Annotated in this window: 14 protein-coding genes; 5 read left to right on the forward strand and 9 right to left on the reverse strand. The window is 63.4% G+C overall.

Going from position 1 to position 14,947, the window contains the following annotated elements:
• Positions 1-175 precede the first annotated feature (175 nt).
• Genes EVC45_RS41240 through EVC45_RS41250 form a run of 3 tightly spaced genes read left to right on the forward strand, consistent with a single transcriptional unit; the run spans position 176 to position 1,522 of the window.
• Positions 176-787 carry a hypothetical protein gene (locus EVC45_RS41240; protein ID WP_129963843.1) on the forward strand — a complete coding sequence of 204 codons (612 nt, stop codon included), beginning with the start codon at positions 176-178 and terminating at the stop codon, positions 785-787.
• Between the two features lie 17 nt (positions 788-804).
• Positions 805-1,254, forward strand: a complete 450-nt coding sequence (locus EVC45_RS41245; protein WP_129963844.1) for a hypothetical protein — start codon at positions 805-807, stop codon at positions 1,252-1,254.
• Complete coding sequence (locus tag EVC45_RS41250; protein WP_129963845.1) at positions 1,247-1,522, forward strand: hypothetical protein; 276 nt, start codon at positions 1,247-1,249, stop codon at positions 1,520-1,522. The genes EVC45_RS41245 and EVC45_RS41250 overlap by 8 nt, the downstream gene beginning before the upstream one ends.
• Before the next feature lie 221 nt (positions 1,523-1,743).
• Here the strand turns inward: EVC45_RS41250 and EVC45_RS41255 are convergent, their stop codons facing one another.
• The gene (locus tag EVC45_RS41255) at positions 1,744-2,634 is read right to left on the reverse strand and encodes a LysR family transcriptional regulator (protein ID WP_129963846.1); all 891 of its coding nucleotides are present in this window, start codon (positions 2,632-2,634) and stop codon (positions 1,744-1,746) included.
• A gap of 119 nt (positions 2,635-2,753) precedes the next feature.
• On the opposite strand from EVC45_RS41255, the gene EVC45_RS41260 reads away from it, so the two are divergent.
• Positions 2,754-3,497 (forward strand): SDR family oxidoreductase, encoded by a 744-nt coding sequence (locus EVC45_RS41260; protein WP_129963847.1) that lies wholly within the window; start codon positions 2,754-2,756, stop codon positions 3,495-3,497.
• 84 nt (positions 3,498-3,581) lie between these two features.
• Here the strand turns inward: EVC45_RS41260 and EVC45_RS41265 are convergent, their stop codons facing one another.
• The 3 genes from EVC45_RS41265 to EVC45_RS41275 all read right to left on the reverse strand — a co-directional run bounded on the left by EVC45_RS41265 (position 3,582) and on the right by EVC45_RS41275 (position 7,099).
• Positions 3,582-4,607 (reverse strand): aldo/keto reductase, encoded by a 1,026-nt coding sequence (locus EVC45_RS41265; RefSeq protein WP_129963848.1) that lies wholly within the window; start codon positions 4,605-4,607, stop codon positions 3,582-3,584.
• A gap of 67 nt (positions 4,608-4,674) precedes the next feature.
• A complete protein-coding gene (locus EVC45_RS41270; RefSeq protein ID WP_129963849.1) occupies positions 4,675-6,414 on the reverse strand; it encodes a tetratricopeptide repeat protein in 1,740 nt (579 codons plus the stop codon).
• Positions 6,415-6,523: 109 nt separating this feature from the next.
• The gene (locus EVC45_RS41275) at positions 6,524-7,099 is read right to left on the reverse strand and encodes a DUF4142 domain-containing protein (protein WP_129963850.1); all 576 of its coding nucleotides are present in this window, start codon (positions 7,097-7,099) and stop codon (positions 6,524-6,526) included.
• 352 nt (positions 7,100-7,451) lie between these two features.
• Between EVC45_RS41275 and EVC45_RS41280 the strand changes: the two genes are divergently transcribed.
• Positions 7,452-8,444 (forward strand): chemotaxis protein CheV, encoded by a 993-nt coding sequence (locus EVC45_RS41280; RefSeq protein ID WP_129963851.1) that lies wholly within the window; start codon positions 7,452-7,454, stop codon positions 8,442-8,444.
• Positions 8,445-8,519: 75 nt separating this feature from the next.
• Here the strand turns inward: EVC45_RS41280 and EVC45_RS41285 are convergent, their stop codons facing one another.
• From EVC45_RS41285 to EVC45_RS45945, 5 genes are all read right to left on the reverse strand, one after another.
• Positions 8,520-9,605, reverse strand: a complete 1,086-nt coding sequence (locus EVC45_RS41285; protein WP_129963852.1) for an asparaginase — start codon at positions 9,603-9,605, stop codon at positions 8,520-8,522.
• A 56-nt stretch (positions 9,606-9,661) separates the two neighbouring features.
• Entirely contained in the window at positions 9,662-10,924 is a 1,263-nt protein-coding gene (locus tag EVC45_RS41290) for an MFS transporter (protein ID WP_129963853.1), read from the reverse strand.
• Between the two features lie 265 nt (positions 10,925-11,189).
• Positions 11,190-12,386 carry a phytanoyl-CoA dioxygenase family protein gene (locus EVC45_RS41295; RefSeq protein ID WP_129963854.1) on the reverse strand — a complete coding sequence of 399 codons (1,197 nt, stop codon included), beginning with the start codon at positions 12,384-12,386 and terminating at the stop codon, positions 11,190-11,192.
• A gap of 73 nt (positions 12,387-12,459) precedes the next feature.
• Positions 12,460-13,179, reverse strand: coding sequence for a bifunctional 2-polyprenyl-6-hydroxyphenol methylase/3-demethylubiquinol 3-O-methyltransferase UbiG (locus EVC45_RS41300; protein ID WP_168991644.1), 720 nt, complete (start codon positions 13,177-13,179; stop codon positions 12,460-12,462).
• 316 nt (positions 13,180-13,495) lie between these two features.
• Positions 13,496-14,947: hypothetical protein (locus tag EVC45_RS45945; protein WP_168991645.1), on the reverse strand; the 1,452-nt coding region annotated here is incomplete at its 5' end.

Below are 14,947 nucleotides of genomic sequence, written 5' to 3' on the forward strand. Positions count from 1 at the left end.
CGAAGCCCGTCAGGAAAGGCTGATGAAGCTGGCCGCCTGAGCTGCAAAAGCTTGTCCAGACAACCGGAGCCGATACAGCGACAGCGCTCTGTTTAAGGACGAATATTTCGCTAACTACAGCTGGGGACCGTATCGCTGGAGTTCGCCCGAATTTGAAGTCAAGGAACTGCTGTGGATGCTTGATCAGGTCGATTTCTTCGATCACAGGCGAAAGCCGGAAAACAACGCCGAACTCGAAGCCGCGTTAAAGCAGGCGGTATCCGACGGTCGGCTCATCCCGGAAATCCATCACCATGATCGTGGGGGCGTGCCCCCGACTACCCCGCCGGCATCAACACCACGCGCACGCGCCGTGGATGGAATACTGACAACAGCCAGCAGTTCATCTGGTGGTGACGGCAACGGGCTCGGCCTGGCTGAAGTGGTGGCCGGTGTCGCTGCGGTTGGAGCACTCGGCTATGTTGCTTCGGCTGAACCTGCGACTGAGGCGGTGGACGGCTCCGGTACGCCGGGCGCGTCTACGCCGCTTGGCAACGCACAACCGTTTGAGTATCAGCCCGATATGCCAGACGGCGGTTCGTTTGATATCGCCAAGACTCCGAATGAAGGTGACCCCGGGACGTGGTACACCAACCCCGGTAGCGGCCAGATGCGCCTGTATGGCGACGACCGCAAGGCGGTTGTCGATTTCGATTTTGACCATGACCACGGGCAAGGCATTCCACACGCGCACAATGGGGACGACGGTGCGCGCGGCCCTGGACTACCCTTTTTTCTATTGCCGTGAGTTTTGCTGGAGCTTGTATGGTTGCGGATACGTGCACAGATATTCAAAACATCGCGAATTTTCCTAGTTTTCACGATGCGGAGCTGATCGGGATCGAACACGATCCCGGAGCGCGCACTCTTGAACTTCGGTTTCGGCGGGTTGGCGGCGATACTGAAGCGCTAAGGTTTTCAGGTGTGATTGGTCAACGGCTGATTGATTTTGCTGGGCAGAATGTCGTGTCGAGGCTGTTGATATCACCACGATACGCATTCTCATCAGGCGAGGTGCGGACTTGGCTGCAATGGATCAATAGCCGGGACGATTCAAAGGGGACGGCGGTCAGCGAGCAGAAGGGCGACGAGTACATCCAAAACCTTAAAGCCGGGAACCGTGTGCTGTTTGTCCTGGAGCCGTCTTGCGGCGCTGAAATGGCAGTCCTTTGCGAATCGCTGTCACTGAAACAACGCATCGCCGCATGTGGGTAAGGTTCCCGATGAAGAACTACGCCGATTGATCGTTACCACCTACGCGCGGGCGAAGGGCCATATATATTCACTGCAAGTGAATAACGCGTTGTTGACCGATTTCACCAACTTTGCGGTTATGCACCGGGGCGATAATCACGAAGAAATACTTGGAGAGAAGAAAAAAATCCTGATGAATTACGCAGTGCAATTGCGTCACCGTGATGTGCAGCCAGAACGCCATGTACGGGAATTAATTGGGCGGGCCGACGAATGGCTTCGCCTGTAGTCGGATCAAGCGGGCTGCTAGCACGGCAACCAAGACAGGTCATCGCAGGCCCATATGCGCGGTAACCGGTGTGCGGTATCGCAACCAGGAAGGCATCGTTTTGCCGCCTCAACTGCCGGTGCGGGAGGCCGGGGGCAATGAGAAGCGCAAGCCAGCATGTCGGGCTCGGCCAACGCCGTGTAGTCGGCCCGTCCACGTGCCCGCGCTCCGCCCAGGCTCCGTCAACTCACCGCTTCGAAAATCTCCCGCAGCCACTGCGCGAACACCCGCACCCGCGACGACAACTGCCGGTTCTGCGGATACAGCACCGACACCGGCAGCGGCGGCGGCGGATAGTTCGCCAGAATGACCCGCAGCCGCCCCGTGGCCAGTTCTCCGTCGACACGGTAGCGCGGCACCTGCACGATGCCGAGCCCGGCGATGGCCGCGCCCGCGTACAGATCGGCGCCGCTGACCGACACCGCCGATGGCAGCACGAGCGCGGTATCGCGCCCGTCGACGCGGAATTCGAGCGGCACCGGCTTGCCGGTCGCGCTCGACACGTAGTTGACCGCACGATGCGTCGACAGTGCGGCAGGATCGGCCGGCTCGCCATACTCGGCGAGATACGCCGGACTCGCGACCGTGACCTGCTGCAATTGCGCGACGCGCCGCCCGACCATCGACGAATCCTGCAGCACGCCCGCGCGCAGCACGCAATCGATGCCCTCGCGCACGAGGTCGACGAGCCGGTCGTCCTCGCCGATCATCAGCTCGATGTCGGGAAAGCGCGCGAGAAAAGCGGGCAATGCCGGCACCACGAAGTGCCGCGCGAGCGTGCCTTGCACGTTCACGCGCAACAGCCCCTTCGGCGCGAGATTGGAAAACGCCCCCTCGGCCTCCTCCATGTCGGCGATCAGGCGCACGCAGCGCTGGTAGTGCGCTTCGCCGTCGGGTGTGAGCCGTACCGTGCGCGTCGTGCGTTCGAGCAGCCGCGCGCCGAGCCGCTGCTCGAGACGCTTCATCAGGTTGGTGACGGTGGCGCGCGGGATTTGCAGATCGTCGGCGGCGCGCGTGAAGCTCTGGCGCTCGGCGATCCGGACGAATACACGCATTTCCTCGAAACGGTCCATATCGGCGGATTATTAAAGCGAATGGAATGATGATGGCCAGTCTAACCGGATTATCTCAATGCGGAAAGCGCTCATGATTCACCTCACCGAATCACCACCCTTCTGTGAGGAACCGAATCATGAGCACGAACCAACAACCGAAAGTCGCCATCGTTACCGGCGCATCGCGCGGCATCGGCACCGCGATCGCCCAGCGGCTCGCGAAGGACGGCTACGCGGTCGCCGTCAACTACGCATCGAGCGCGGGCGAAGCCGACGCGCTCGTCGGCAGGATCCGCGAAGCCGGCGGCAAGGCGGTCGCGGTGCAAGCGGACGTATCGAAGCCCGACGATGTACGTCGCATGTTCGAGATCACCGAACGCGAACTCGGCAAGGTCGACGTGCTCGTCAACAACGCCGGCGTGATGAAGCCCACGCCGCTCGCCGACACGCCCGACGCGCTCTACGACCAGACCTTCGACATCAACGTGCGCGGCACCTTCAACACGCTGCGCGAAGCGGCCGCGCGCCTCAACGACGGCGGACGCATCGTCAATTTCTCGACCAGCGTCCTCGCGATGAACCTGCCGGGCTATGGCATCTACACGGCGACCAAGGCAGCCGTCGAAGCGTTCACCCGCGTGTTCGCGAAGGAACTGCGCGGGCGCAACATCACGGTGAATGCGGTCGCGCCGGGGCCGATCGCGACCGCGCTGTTCCTCGAAGGCAAGACCGACGAGCAGATCGAGACGTTCGCGAAGATGCCGCCGCTGCAACGCCTCGGCCAACCGGACGACGTGGCGGGCGTGGTCGCGTTTCTGGCCGGCCCGGATGCGGGCTGGGTCAATGGGCAGACGTTGCGGGCCAATGGCGGGTTGGCTTGATGGGATGCGGTGGCCCGGCGAGGTGTTGCGCTGCGCCACCGCATTGCGCCGGCTACGGCGCGTGAAGCTTGATGAGCTCGCCGCTCAAACCGCCTTCGGATTGCGTTCCGCGAAGCCTTCCTGATGCCAGTACGGATACGCGGGGCGCACCGTGCTTGCCGCGTCGAGCTTCGCAACCTGCTCGGCCGTCAGATTCCAGCCGACCGCGCCGAGGTTCTGCCGCAGTTGCTCCTCGTTGCGCGCGCCGATCAGCAGCGTCGCGACGGTCGGCCGTTGCAGCAGCCAGTTCAGCGCGATCTGCGGCACGGTCTTGCCGGTTTCGGCGGCGACTTCGTCGAGCGCGTCGAGCACGCGGAACAGATACTCCTCCGGCACCGGCGGGCCCATGTCGGCGGTCTTGTGCAGACGGCTCGTCTCGGGCAGCGGCTGGCCGCGCTTGAGCTTGCCGGTGAGACGCCCCCAGCCGAGCGGACTCCACACCACGGCGCCCACGCCCTGGTCGACGCCGAGCGGCATCAGTTCCCACTCGTAGTCGCGCCCGACCAGCGAGTAGTAAGTCTGATTTGCGACATAGCGCGGATAGCCGTAGCGCTCGGCGATATCGAGCGACTTCATCAGATGCCAGCCGGAAAAATTCGACACGCCGATATAGCGGATCTTGCCCGCGCGCACGAGGTCGTCGAGCGTGGACAGCACTTCGGGGATCGGTGTTTTCGCGTCGAAGCCGTGCAACTGGAACAGGTCGATGTAGTCGGTTTGCAGACGCTTGAGCGCGGCATCGACCGCACGGATCAGATGGAAGCGCGACGAGCCGACGCCGTTCGGATCGTCGTCGAAACGAAACGTCGCCTTGGTCGAGATGATCGCCTTGTCGCGCTTGCCCTTCAGTGCCTCGCCGAGCACCGACTCGGACGCGCCCTTCGAATAGATGTCCGCGGTGTCGAACATCGTGACGCCCGCGTCGAAGCAGATGTCGATCAGACGCCGCGCTTCGGCGACGTCGGTCGCGCCCCACGCCTGAAAAAATTCACCCTTGCCGCCGAACGTACCGGTGCCGAAACTCAGCACCGGCACCTTGAAACCCGATGCACCCAGATGTCTGTATTCCATTGAAGAATCTCCGTGGCATTGCCGTCGATGAACGGAGGGTCAGTCTACGCGTGTCGACGAAAACGCGTCACGAAGACGACGCGCTCAACTCTGTCAATGCAACGCGCGCGGCGTCGATCACGCTGTTCCAGTCGCCGAGCGCCGGTTGACGGAATAGCCGCGTGGACGGATACCACGGCGTGTCGCTGCGTTCGAGCAGCCAGCGCCAGCAGGTGTCGAAGCGGTTCAGGATCCAGACGGGTTTGCCGAGCGCGCCGGCCAGATGCGCGGTGGACGTATCGACCGAAATCACCAGATCGAGACTGGCGACGAGCGCGGCGGTATCGGCGAAATCGCGCAGCAGCTCCGTGTAATCGGCGACGCGTTCACGGTGCGCGCTTTCGGCTAGTTGCGGTGCGGCCGCGCCCTTCTGCACGCTGAAGAAGCGTACGTTCGGCACATCGAGGAGCGGCAAGAGTTGCTCGAACGCGAGCGAGCGACGCGCGTCGATCTTGCGCAGTTCCGCGACCTGCGCGCGGTTCTCGCCGGCCCACACGAGGCCCACTTTCAGTGGCGTGATTGCGTTGGCTTGCGCGTTAACGTTGGCGTCTTGTTCGACACGCTCACGCCATTCGCTCACGGCCGCGGGCTGCGCATAGAGGTACGGCGTTGCTGCCGGAATGCTCGCTTCGTTCGTGCCGAACGCAAGCGGCAAGCTCAGCAGCGGGCAGTGACAGTCGAACGGCGGCAACGGCTGCCCCGCTTCGACCAGCCGATCGACACCATCGAGCGTCGACAGCAACCGCAACAACGCGCCCGGCACTTCGAGCACGACCTTCGCGCCGAGCTTCGCAACGAGCGGCGCGTAGCGGCAGAACTGCAGCGTGTCGCCCAGGCCCTGCTCCGCATGCAGCAGGATCGTTTTGCCGTCGAGCGGAAAATCGCCGAGCCACAGCGGCTGTGCGAACGCGCGCCTGCCGGCCTTGATGCGGCTGCGCTCCCAACGCCATTCGTATTCGCGCCAGCCGGTATCGAAGCGTCCCATCTGCAGCAGGCACAGCGCCTGGTTCCAGTGCGTTTCGACCGACGCCGGATTCAACGCAAGCGCGCGCTGATAGCTCGACAACGCTTCGTCGCGTTGATTCAGATCGGTCTGCGCGAGACCGAGGTTGTTCCATGCATCGACGAAAGCAGGCGCGAGTTCCAGCGCGCGCTGGTAGCAGCGCTGCGCTTCATGCGGCTGGTTCAGATCGCCGAGCACGCTGCCGCGATTGCTCCACGCGTCCGGATAGTTCGGCTGCAACGCGAGCGCCTGGTCGCAGCTATCGAGCGCATCGGCATAGCGGCCGAGATCGCGCAGCACACACGCGCGGTTGTTCCATGCCGGCGCGAACTCCGGCACGAGCGCAAGCGCGCGCTCGTAGCTCGCGAGCGCATCGAGCGGACGATCGAGCGCCGCCAATGCATTGCCGCGATTGTTCAACGCATCGGCGAATTTCGGCTGCATCGCGAGCGCCCGCTCGACGCACGCGAGCGCTTCGTCGTGACGCTGCAACGCGTTCAGCGCATAGGCGAGATTCGAATGCACCGCCGGCTGTTTCGCGTTCACCGCGAGCGCCTTCTTCAGCAGATCGACGCCTTCCTGCAAGCGGCCCGTTTGCAGCGCGAGTTCGCCGAGCCAGCGCAATGCGTCGCCATGCTTCGGCTTCAGTTCGAGAATCTCGCGATACATCTCCTCCGCTTCGACGAGCGCGCCGTTCTGCTGGAGCGCGACGGCTTGTCGAAGCAGATGGTCCAACTGTTGCGGCAGACTGGCTTGCTTGCTCATGCGGTACCTGAAATCGAAGGCGCGGAGAATCGTCGGAAGAAACGCACGATTATCGCCGAAAAGCCCAGATTCCAAGTACCGCTGCTGCCGCGTAGCGATGTGACGCCGCTTATTGCGCGGCCACGGACAGATGCTTGCGCTTGGCGAGCTCCTGTGCCATCGCATAGTGCTGCTGGATCGTCGGCAGCGCCTCCTTCGCGGCGGCCTTCAACTTCTCGTCGCGGCCCGACGCGATCTCCGCCTGGAACGCGGACAGCGCCTTCTGTTCACCCGCGAGCGCGACCTCCTCGATGTACTTCTTGTCGAAGTCGGCGCCGCGCAGGTTGTTGATGCTCGCGAGCACGGCCGCATCGGGATCGTTCTTCGGCACGTCGACGCCGCGCGGACTCGCCGCGCGCAGCGCGTCGGTGATCTTCGCGTCGTCGTTCGACACGCGTTCGGCGAAGGCCTTCACGTCGCGGTCGGTCGAGCGTGCGGTGGCGATACGCGCGGCATCGCGCTGCGTCGCGACCGCTTGCGTGCCGTCCGCGATGAAGGTCTGGTCGGCGGCATGCAGGCGGGCCGTGTCCGCGGGTGCGGCGCTCTGCGCGCTGGCCACCGAGGCAACTGTCAGAAGACCGCCGAAGCAGGCAGCGGCGGCAATGCGGGTCAAAGCAACGGAAGAGGCGGAAGGCAGGCGGATCATACGTTCTCCTTGAGGTGAAAGCATCTGAAAGCAAAACGAGAGGCACGTGTGCGCCGCGAACGAAGCGTGCGATGCAAAACGCTGCGGACTGCTTGTGAGCCCAGCGCGGCGCCACGCTTTTATCGCTGCCGATTCTAGAAGCCACGCCGCCGCGCAGGTGAAACGCTGCTGTCGCTTCTGTAACCTTAGGTAACCTTCATATGATTGCGCATACGTTTGCCTTATTCGCGTGAATCGCGCGTCGCTCGAAACTGCCACGCAGTGCTGAATTTTTCGCCGTCGACGCCGATAACCAGAGACGGGCACCGCTCAGCACCGCCGCTCAGCACCGCAATTCTGGAGAACGATTCCGATGGCAGACGACCACCGTGCCAATCACGAGCGCAACACCGAACGCAGCAATCTGACGAGTTCCAACAAGTTCGAGCTGCTGCTATACCGCCTCGGCCGCGTGCCGGGCAGCGACGCGCACGAGCTGTATGGGATCAACGTGTTCAAGGTGCGCGAAATCTCGACGATGCCGACCGTCACGCCGATCGCCGGATCGTCGCCGTACGTGATGGGCGCGGTCGACATTCGCGGGCAAATCATCCCCGTGATCGACCTGCCGCGGCTGATGGGCTGCGAGCCGACGCGCGGCCTGAATATCCTGCTCGTCACCGAATTCGCGCGTTCGACCCAGGCCTTCGCGGTCGAGGAAGTGGACGACATCGTGCGGCTCGAATGGAACCAGGTGCTGTCGGCCGATGGCTCGGCGGGCGGCAAGCTCGTCACGAGCATCGCGCGGATCGACGGCAATACCGGCGACTCGCGGCTCGCCCAGGTGATCGATGTCGAGCAGGTGTTGCGCGACGTGTTCCCGTCGCAGCATCCGAGCGTCGATCCGGCCTCGGTCGGCGAAGCGCTCGGCATCCGCCGCGGCGCGAAGATCCTCGCCGCCGACGACTCCGGCTTCGCGCGCAAGCTGATCGAGCAGGCGCTCGCCGCGATCGGCGCCGACTACATCATGACGAAGACCGGCGAAGAAGCATGGCAAACGCTGCAGCAGGTCGCGCGCGAAGCGCAGCAGAACGGCACTCGCGCGAAAGACAGCATCGCGCTGGTATTGACCGATCTCGAGATGCCGGAGATGGACGGCTTCATGCTGACGCGCCAGATCAAGGCCGACGAACGCACGCGCGATATTCCGGTGATCATTCACTCGTCGCTGACGGGGGCGGCGAACGAGGCGCATGTGAAGAACGCGGGCGCGAACGGCTATGTCGCGAAGTTCGCGGCGAGCGAGCTCGCCGATGCGATCCGTCAAGCGCTGGGTGCCGCGCCGGTGAAAGCGGCGGCGGCCTGAGGTTGGCCGCGTCGAGCAATGAATCGGAGCGCGGCAGCCGGCTGCTGACGCACCGTACGCCGTGTGCCGCCGCGCTTAGCGATGCGCGGCAAGCTCGATCGAGAAGTCCATCCGGCCGATCTCGACGCCCATCGTATTGAGCCGCTTCGGCGCATGAAAGCCGTCGAGTGCCGCGCGTTGTTCGGGCGTACCGATATCGAGCACGGCGAGCAACTCGGCGGTGAGCGCGTAGAGCGCGGCGAGATTGCCGTCCTCGACCTTCAGCGCGATGCCTAGCGCGCCCTTCGCGCCGAGCCGCGCGGTCTGCCGCGACGCGCGCACGCCGATCGCATAGCTGCCGTCCGCGCCGACCTTGCCGACCAGCGCGCCATCGAACGCCTGCATCAGCAGGGTGCAGAAGCGCCCTTCCCCACCGACCAGTTCCGGGTACGACGTCATCGCGCGATAGATGCGCGCGAGCGCCGCCGTGCGCGGCGGCGTCGCGGCGGTGTCGGCTTGCTGTTGATCCTGCGCCGCCGCGAGCTTCGCGAACAGACGCGCGAGCCGGTCGAGCGGAAACGCCGGCGTCGGCAGATTGCAGCCGTCGATCGCCCATTGCACGCCGTCGTCGGGCAGATCGCACACGCTCGCGACCGTCTGCTTCACGCGCACCTGCAACGGATGCTCGGGCAGTTCATAGCCGGCGAGCGCCGCGCCGATCGAACGAGCGCCAGCCAGCATGCCCGCGTGCTTGCCCGAACAGTTGCTGCACACGCCGGTGGGCGTGAAGCCGCGCCGGATCCAGTCGACGTACACCGCATCCGACAACGGCGGATGACCGCCGCAACGCAGATCGGCCTCGCTCGCCTGCGCCTTCGCGAGCATGGCGCGCGTGCGTTCGATATGACGCGGTTCGCTGCTGTGCGACGCGCACATCAGCGCGAGGTCGGCCTCGTCGAAACCGCAACGCTCGAGCGCGCCGGTTTCGAGCACCGCGAGCGCCTGGGCCGGCTTCGCCGCGGAGCGCGCGAGCGTCATGCGCGCGGCGTCGCCGAACGAATACAGCAGGCGACCATCCGCATCGACGACCGCGACGTGCGCGAGATGCGTGTTCTCGATCGACTCGCCGCGATAGATGGTCGCCGCGACCGGCGCGGTGGGGTGCAGTTCGGACTGGCTCATCGGCATCGTCTCCTCGTCATGTCGTTGATCGGGCGCTGGCGCCCAGGGCGTCGCCATCAGGCGCTCGCCGCGAGCGCCTCTTCGCGCTCGAGCGTGCGCGTGTGCCGTAGTTCGGGAAAGAAGCGCATCCACAACAGCGCGATCGCGATCGTCGCGACACCGCCGACCAGCACCGCCGGCTGCGCGCCCCACCATCCCGCCGTCAGGCCCGATTCGAACTCGCCCAATTGATTCGACGTCCCAATGAACAGCGAATTGACCGCGCTGACGCGGCCGAGCATTTCATCCGGCGTGCGCAGTTGCACGAGCGACAGCCGCACCACCACGCTGATCGTGTCCGATGCGCCGAGCACCATCAGCGCGAGCAGCGACACGATGAACTGATGCGACAGCCCGAACACGATCGTCGCGAGGCCGAACGCGATCACGCCGCCGAACATCGGCGCGCCGGGCCGGTTGCGCAACGGAAAATGCGCGAGCCAGATCGTGCCCGCGAGCGCGCCGATCGCCGTGCCCGAGCGCAACAGGCCGAGACCGATCGGGCCCGCGTGCAGCACGTCGCGCGCGAAGATCGGCAGCAATGCGGTCGCGCCGCCGAACAGCACCGCGAACAGATCGAGCGACAGCGCGCCGAGAATCACCGGCTCGCTGCGAATGAACCGGATGCCCGAGAAGATCGATTCGAGCGTGACGGGCGCGCGGCTCGCCGGCTTCATCTGCAGCGGAATGCTCCATACCGATGCCGCCGCGGCCGCGAACGACAGCGTGCACGCGAGATACGCGGCACCGGGACCGATGCCGTACAGCAGACCACCGAGTGCGGGCCCGGCGATCTGCGCGGTCTGATTGGCGGACGTGGCCCAGGCGGTCGCTTTCGGCAGATAGCCGCGCGGCACGACGGCAGGCAGCAGCGACGCCACCGCCGGCGATTCGAACGCGCGCGACGCGCCCACGCAGGCCGCCAGCACGTAGATGACCGGTGCGCTGATCCAGCCGCCGAAGGTGCCGATCGCGAACAGCAACGCGGCGACGCTTTCGAGGCTCTGGCAGACGGCGGCGATGCGACGGCGATCGTAACGATCGGCGACATGGCCGACCACGAGCGTCAGCAGGAACATCGGCAGAAACTGCGCGAGACCGACGAGACCCAGTGCGAACGCGCTATGCGTGAGCGCGTAGACATGCCAGCCCATTGCGACCGCGAGCATCTGGAACGACAGCGACGACAGGATGCGGGTGCACCAGAAACGCTGGAACGGCGGGTGTTTCGGCAGGCTGAAATTCGGGGAATCGGCGGGATCGGTGGAGGCGGGGGGCATCGATTGTTGCTCGTGACGGGGCGCATCGGGGCGTGGGTTGGGCGGGCGCTAGTTTAGAGCAAGATCGGAGGGCCTGCAGAAAGCGGGCTGGCACAGGCGGCGCGCTGGCGAAGTGGCCGGTGCCGGCTTGATGGCGGCGAGAGGCGGGACGTCAGCCTGGACGGAAGCCTTGGCGCGCGAGGTCGCACACAAAGGCTTGCGACAGGCGTTAGTGCCAATTTTGCCGAAGCAGGCCCGCCCTCGCCTGCCTCGGCGCCATGCATGCCTACGGGCGCAGCGGCCGGCCCTCGGCGCGGCCGAACTCGACGAAGTGATCGATCGCGTCGACCCCGGCCGCGGCGACGTCGGGATTCGCTTCGAGGTAAAGCTTCGGATCGAAACCCTCAGGCAGTTCGGCGAGCCGCGCCTTGCGTTGTAACGATGCGGCACTGTTCAACGGGCGGCCTTCGAATCGGCCGTAGTAGATGTAGTGCTGCAATGCATTGCCGCCGCTCGCCGCCACGTCCGGATTGGCGTCGAGGTACGCATCGCCGTCGAAGTTGACGATCGGCGTGAGGCTCGACGGCATGCCGGTCAGGTCGTGATAGCACAGACAGCCATCCGCGAAGAAATGACAAACCAGTGCCTTGCGGCTCACGTGCTCCGGATCGCGCATCTTGCTGCCGCCGTGCAGCAGGTTCGCGTGCCACAGCAGCACATCGCCCTTCTTCGGGTAGAAATACTTCGGGCCCGACGAATGCTCAGCGATCTGCTTCTGAATCGCAGGTTCGTAGATGTCGTGATAAGCGGAATAACCGCAACCGAACGGCATGCCGAGTTCCGTCGACATCAGATACGGCAGCTTGTGCGTGCCGGGGTGATAAACGAGCGGGCCCGAGTCCGGATGAATGTCCTCGAAGGCGATCCAGTTGGCGACCAGATAGCCGTTCGGATAGGTCGACATGTGAATCGAATCCGAATGCTCGAGTTGCTCGCTGCTCTTGTGACCGCCGATTGTCTGGAACGGCGCTGATTTCGCGCCCAGCAACAGGCTCACGATCTCGTTCATGCGCGCGTCGAACAGCATTTCGCGAATGCTCGGCACGTTGAAATGCGGATTCAGCGTGCGCCCGGGCAGCGTATCGCCTTCGAAAAGCGGTTCGTGCGGCGGCCGCAGCGTGCCGTCGGCAATCGCGCTTTCGTAGGCTTGCCACGTCGCGTCGAGCTGTTCGTCCTTGAAGAAACCTTCAATGATCAGGTAGCCGTCGCTCACCCATTTTCGGCACCATTCGGCTTGCTGCTCGTTGATTACGCCATCGGACAACAGCTCCGCGACGCGCTCGAGCGCGTCCGGCCGATCGAGCCAGGGAACCGGCCCCGCCGCGGGAAATTTTTCGAATTTGAAGACCTGAGTCTGACTGTCGATCGGAACGTCCGCGACTACGGGCTGATCGAAGAAGCGCTGATTCTCGAGAGTATCCATTTTTACGGGAAGCTTTCCGGGTTCGCGTTTTAGGGTAGCTGGCTTGAACAGGACGCGCGCCGTGCGGTGTCGATCACCCGAACGAGCGCCCTTCCGCACGGCCATAGCGGATGTCGTGTTCCGCGCCAGAGCCGATGTGCTTGTGCGCTACGGCTTCCGCCACGTCGGGGTTGAGCTGCAGATATTTCGCTTCGTTGAAGTTCGGAATATGCGCGGCATAAAGAAGAATTGACGGGCCGGCCGGATGTTGATCGCGATCGTCGAGACCGACGATCACCGTCATACCGAGGGCGTCGAGCACCGCCATCATGCTCTCGCGGGTCAGCCAGTTGGCTTGCGGCGCGGTCCCGCCGATAAATTTCGCGTTGTTGACGCTGTCGAAATAGCTATACCGATGGGTATGAACTTCGCGGCCGCGAAACTCCGAGATGGTTGGCGCGGGATCGACGTGGTTCTGCATGTTCGAATTCGTGCGCGCGACCTCGGCGTCGTAATAGTGAGTCCAGATGCAGATCGAGTCCGACGCGTGCGCCATGTCTTCCAGTAGCGATACCGGATCGATCATGTGATAAAGCACGCCACTGGCGAGAATCATATCGAATCGCTGATCGCGTTTTTTCAGCAATTCCCTGAAATCGCCATACATGAATTCGGCATTGAACTTCAATGCATTCTGCACGAGCAGGCATTTCAGAAAGGACTTGGAATTCGCCTCGACCGCCAGGACACGTGAAGCGCCGCCTTTGGCCATCATGAACGTGTGGCCGCCTTCCATGGGGCCGAGTTCAAGCACGCTTTTTCCGGAGAATCCGCCGCACACTGTCTCGAACCAGTGCAGCCGCCCGTCGTCGAAATGGGGTGCCGTGCCTAAACCGTAACCCGGCACGTCCGACAGCCATGTGCCATTGAAAAGATTGAAAGCCAGAGCGTGGCCTGGTTCCTCGGTGGAGTACAAATCCAGTTCAGTTCCTGTCAATTTGGCGCCTCGATCAGTCGTCAGGTCTGCCGATTATGGCACGATCGAAACTCGCCTTAGGAAAGAATGGGCCCGGGCGCCGACGCGCCCGGATCGTTTGGCTTGCGTGATTGCGTTGCCTGGCCGGCTTGCGCTATGGGCTGGGTGAATCAAAGATCACCGATTTCTTTTTGAAGAAGTACTGCATCCCCATCGCATAGGGTCCGCCTTTGCCATCGCCTTCGACAAATGCGCCGGCTGGCAGATCGTAGCTACCCGCGATTTTCGCAGCCGGCATTGGCGAAACAGTCATGCTGTCACCCGACGATAATCCGGACTCCCACATGGCGATGCGGGCATCCATAATTGCCCGGTAGTGTCGATAATCGTTCGCGATGCCCGATATTTCCGTCGCTAAGGGCAGCAAAACGGAGACGATCAACAACCAGAGTCCCGCGCGCGGTGCGCGTACTGGCCGGAACCTTGCCGCAAAAAGACCCAGTGCGCCAAGTGCGATGTAGAAATATGCCTGCCGCATGGTCGCATGACGTTCACAACAAGCCATGCCGAATTGGAAATAAGCCGCCGCGAGCATCAGGAAGGCCGCGCCGATCAGCGAAATGGCGAGCACGAGACGCATCAACTGGCTTCTGCCGAAAGTCGGCTCTTTCTCCACAGAGAAAAGGAAATACGTACCGCAGAAAAACGCGAGCTTCGAATGGTAGACGGCCAATGTAGTGAGGGTCGAGGCATTCTGCACGTCGGTACCGAACAGCTCCCCCCAGAAGTTGCTGGCGGCGGCCCACAGCGCTGCGCCCGGATGATGAACGATGGAATGATCGCCGAACATCTCGATGTTCTTTTCCACTCTTCCCGTTGCCATCATGTAAAGCACACCGAGGGAGATCGCGAAAGGCACCAACCACCAAAGCTTGAGCCGGTCTTTGGTGATGACCGAAACGATCAAAGCAAGCACGCAATAGCCGGCCGTGAACAGCGCGCCGATTTCGGTCGACGTGGCCGCCGTCACGAGCGCAATCAGCGTGACGACGCGGCCCGCGCTCGTATCCGCAAACCCGGCGAAATCGATCGACAGAAGAATGGCCATGGCCGCCACGGTCGGCACATAGGCCAACGCGCCGACAGGCCAGTAAAAGACCTCGTCGACTTTGTGACCGACGAGAAGAAGTATCAACAGAACCGCTGATGCAACGAAACCCTTGCGCGTTTTCGCCGATGGGCCGAGCACGGCGCAAACAAGCAGCGCCCAGGTCGGCAGCAATGCGGTGGCGATCAAAGGCCGATTGGTTTTTTCCACTGCTATGCCGTACGCCCAGATGAACATTTCGGACAGTGGACGTGGGCTCCAGTGCAGAAGACGTTCCCTGATGATCCCAAATCCGTCCTCCCTGACGTGACCGAGCGTGATGAATTCATCGTGCCAGACGCCAAGCGGCGTAAGCCCTAGCAGGCTGTTGAAAAGCGCCTCGTCATGAGGACCGAAGCGATGATCAGGAGTGTTTCGCGTGCAATTTCCAGCTGAAATCCGGATGCGCCGATCAGTTTGCGCAGGCAACGCGCCTGAGCGGGGTTGCCAGGCCTCGCA

The sequence above is a fragment of the Paraburkholderia sp. UYCP14C genome (genome assembly GCF_004197395.1).
Taxonomy (GTDB): Bacteria; Pseudomonadota; Gammaproteobacteria; order Burkholderiales; family Burkholderiaceae; genus Paraburkholderia.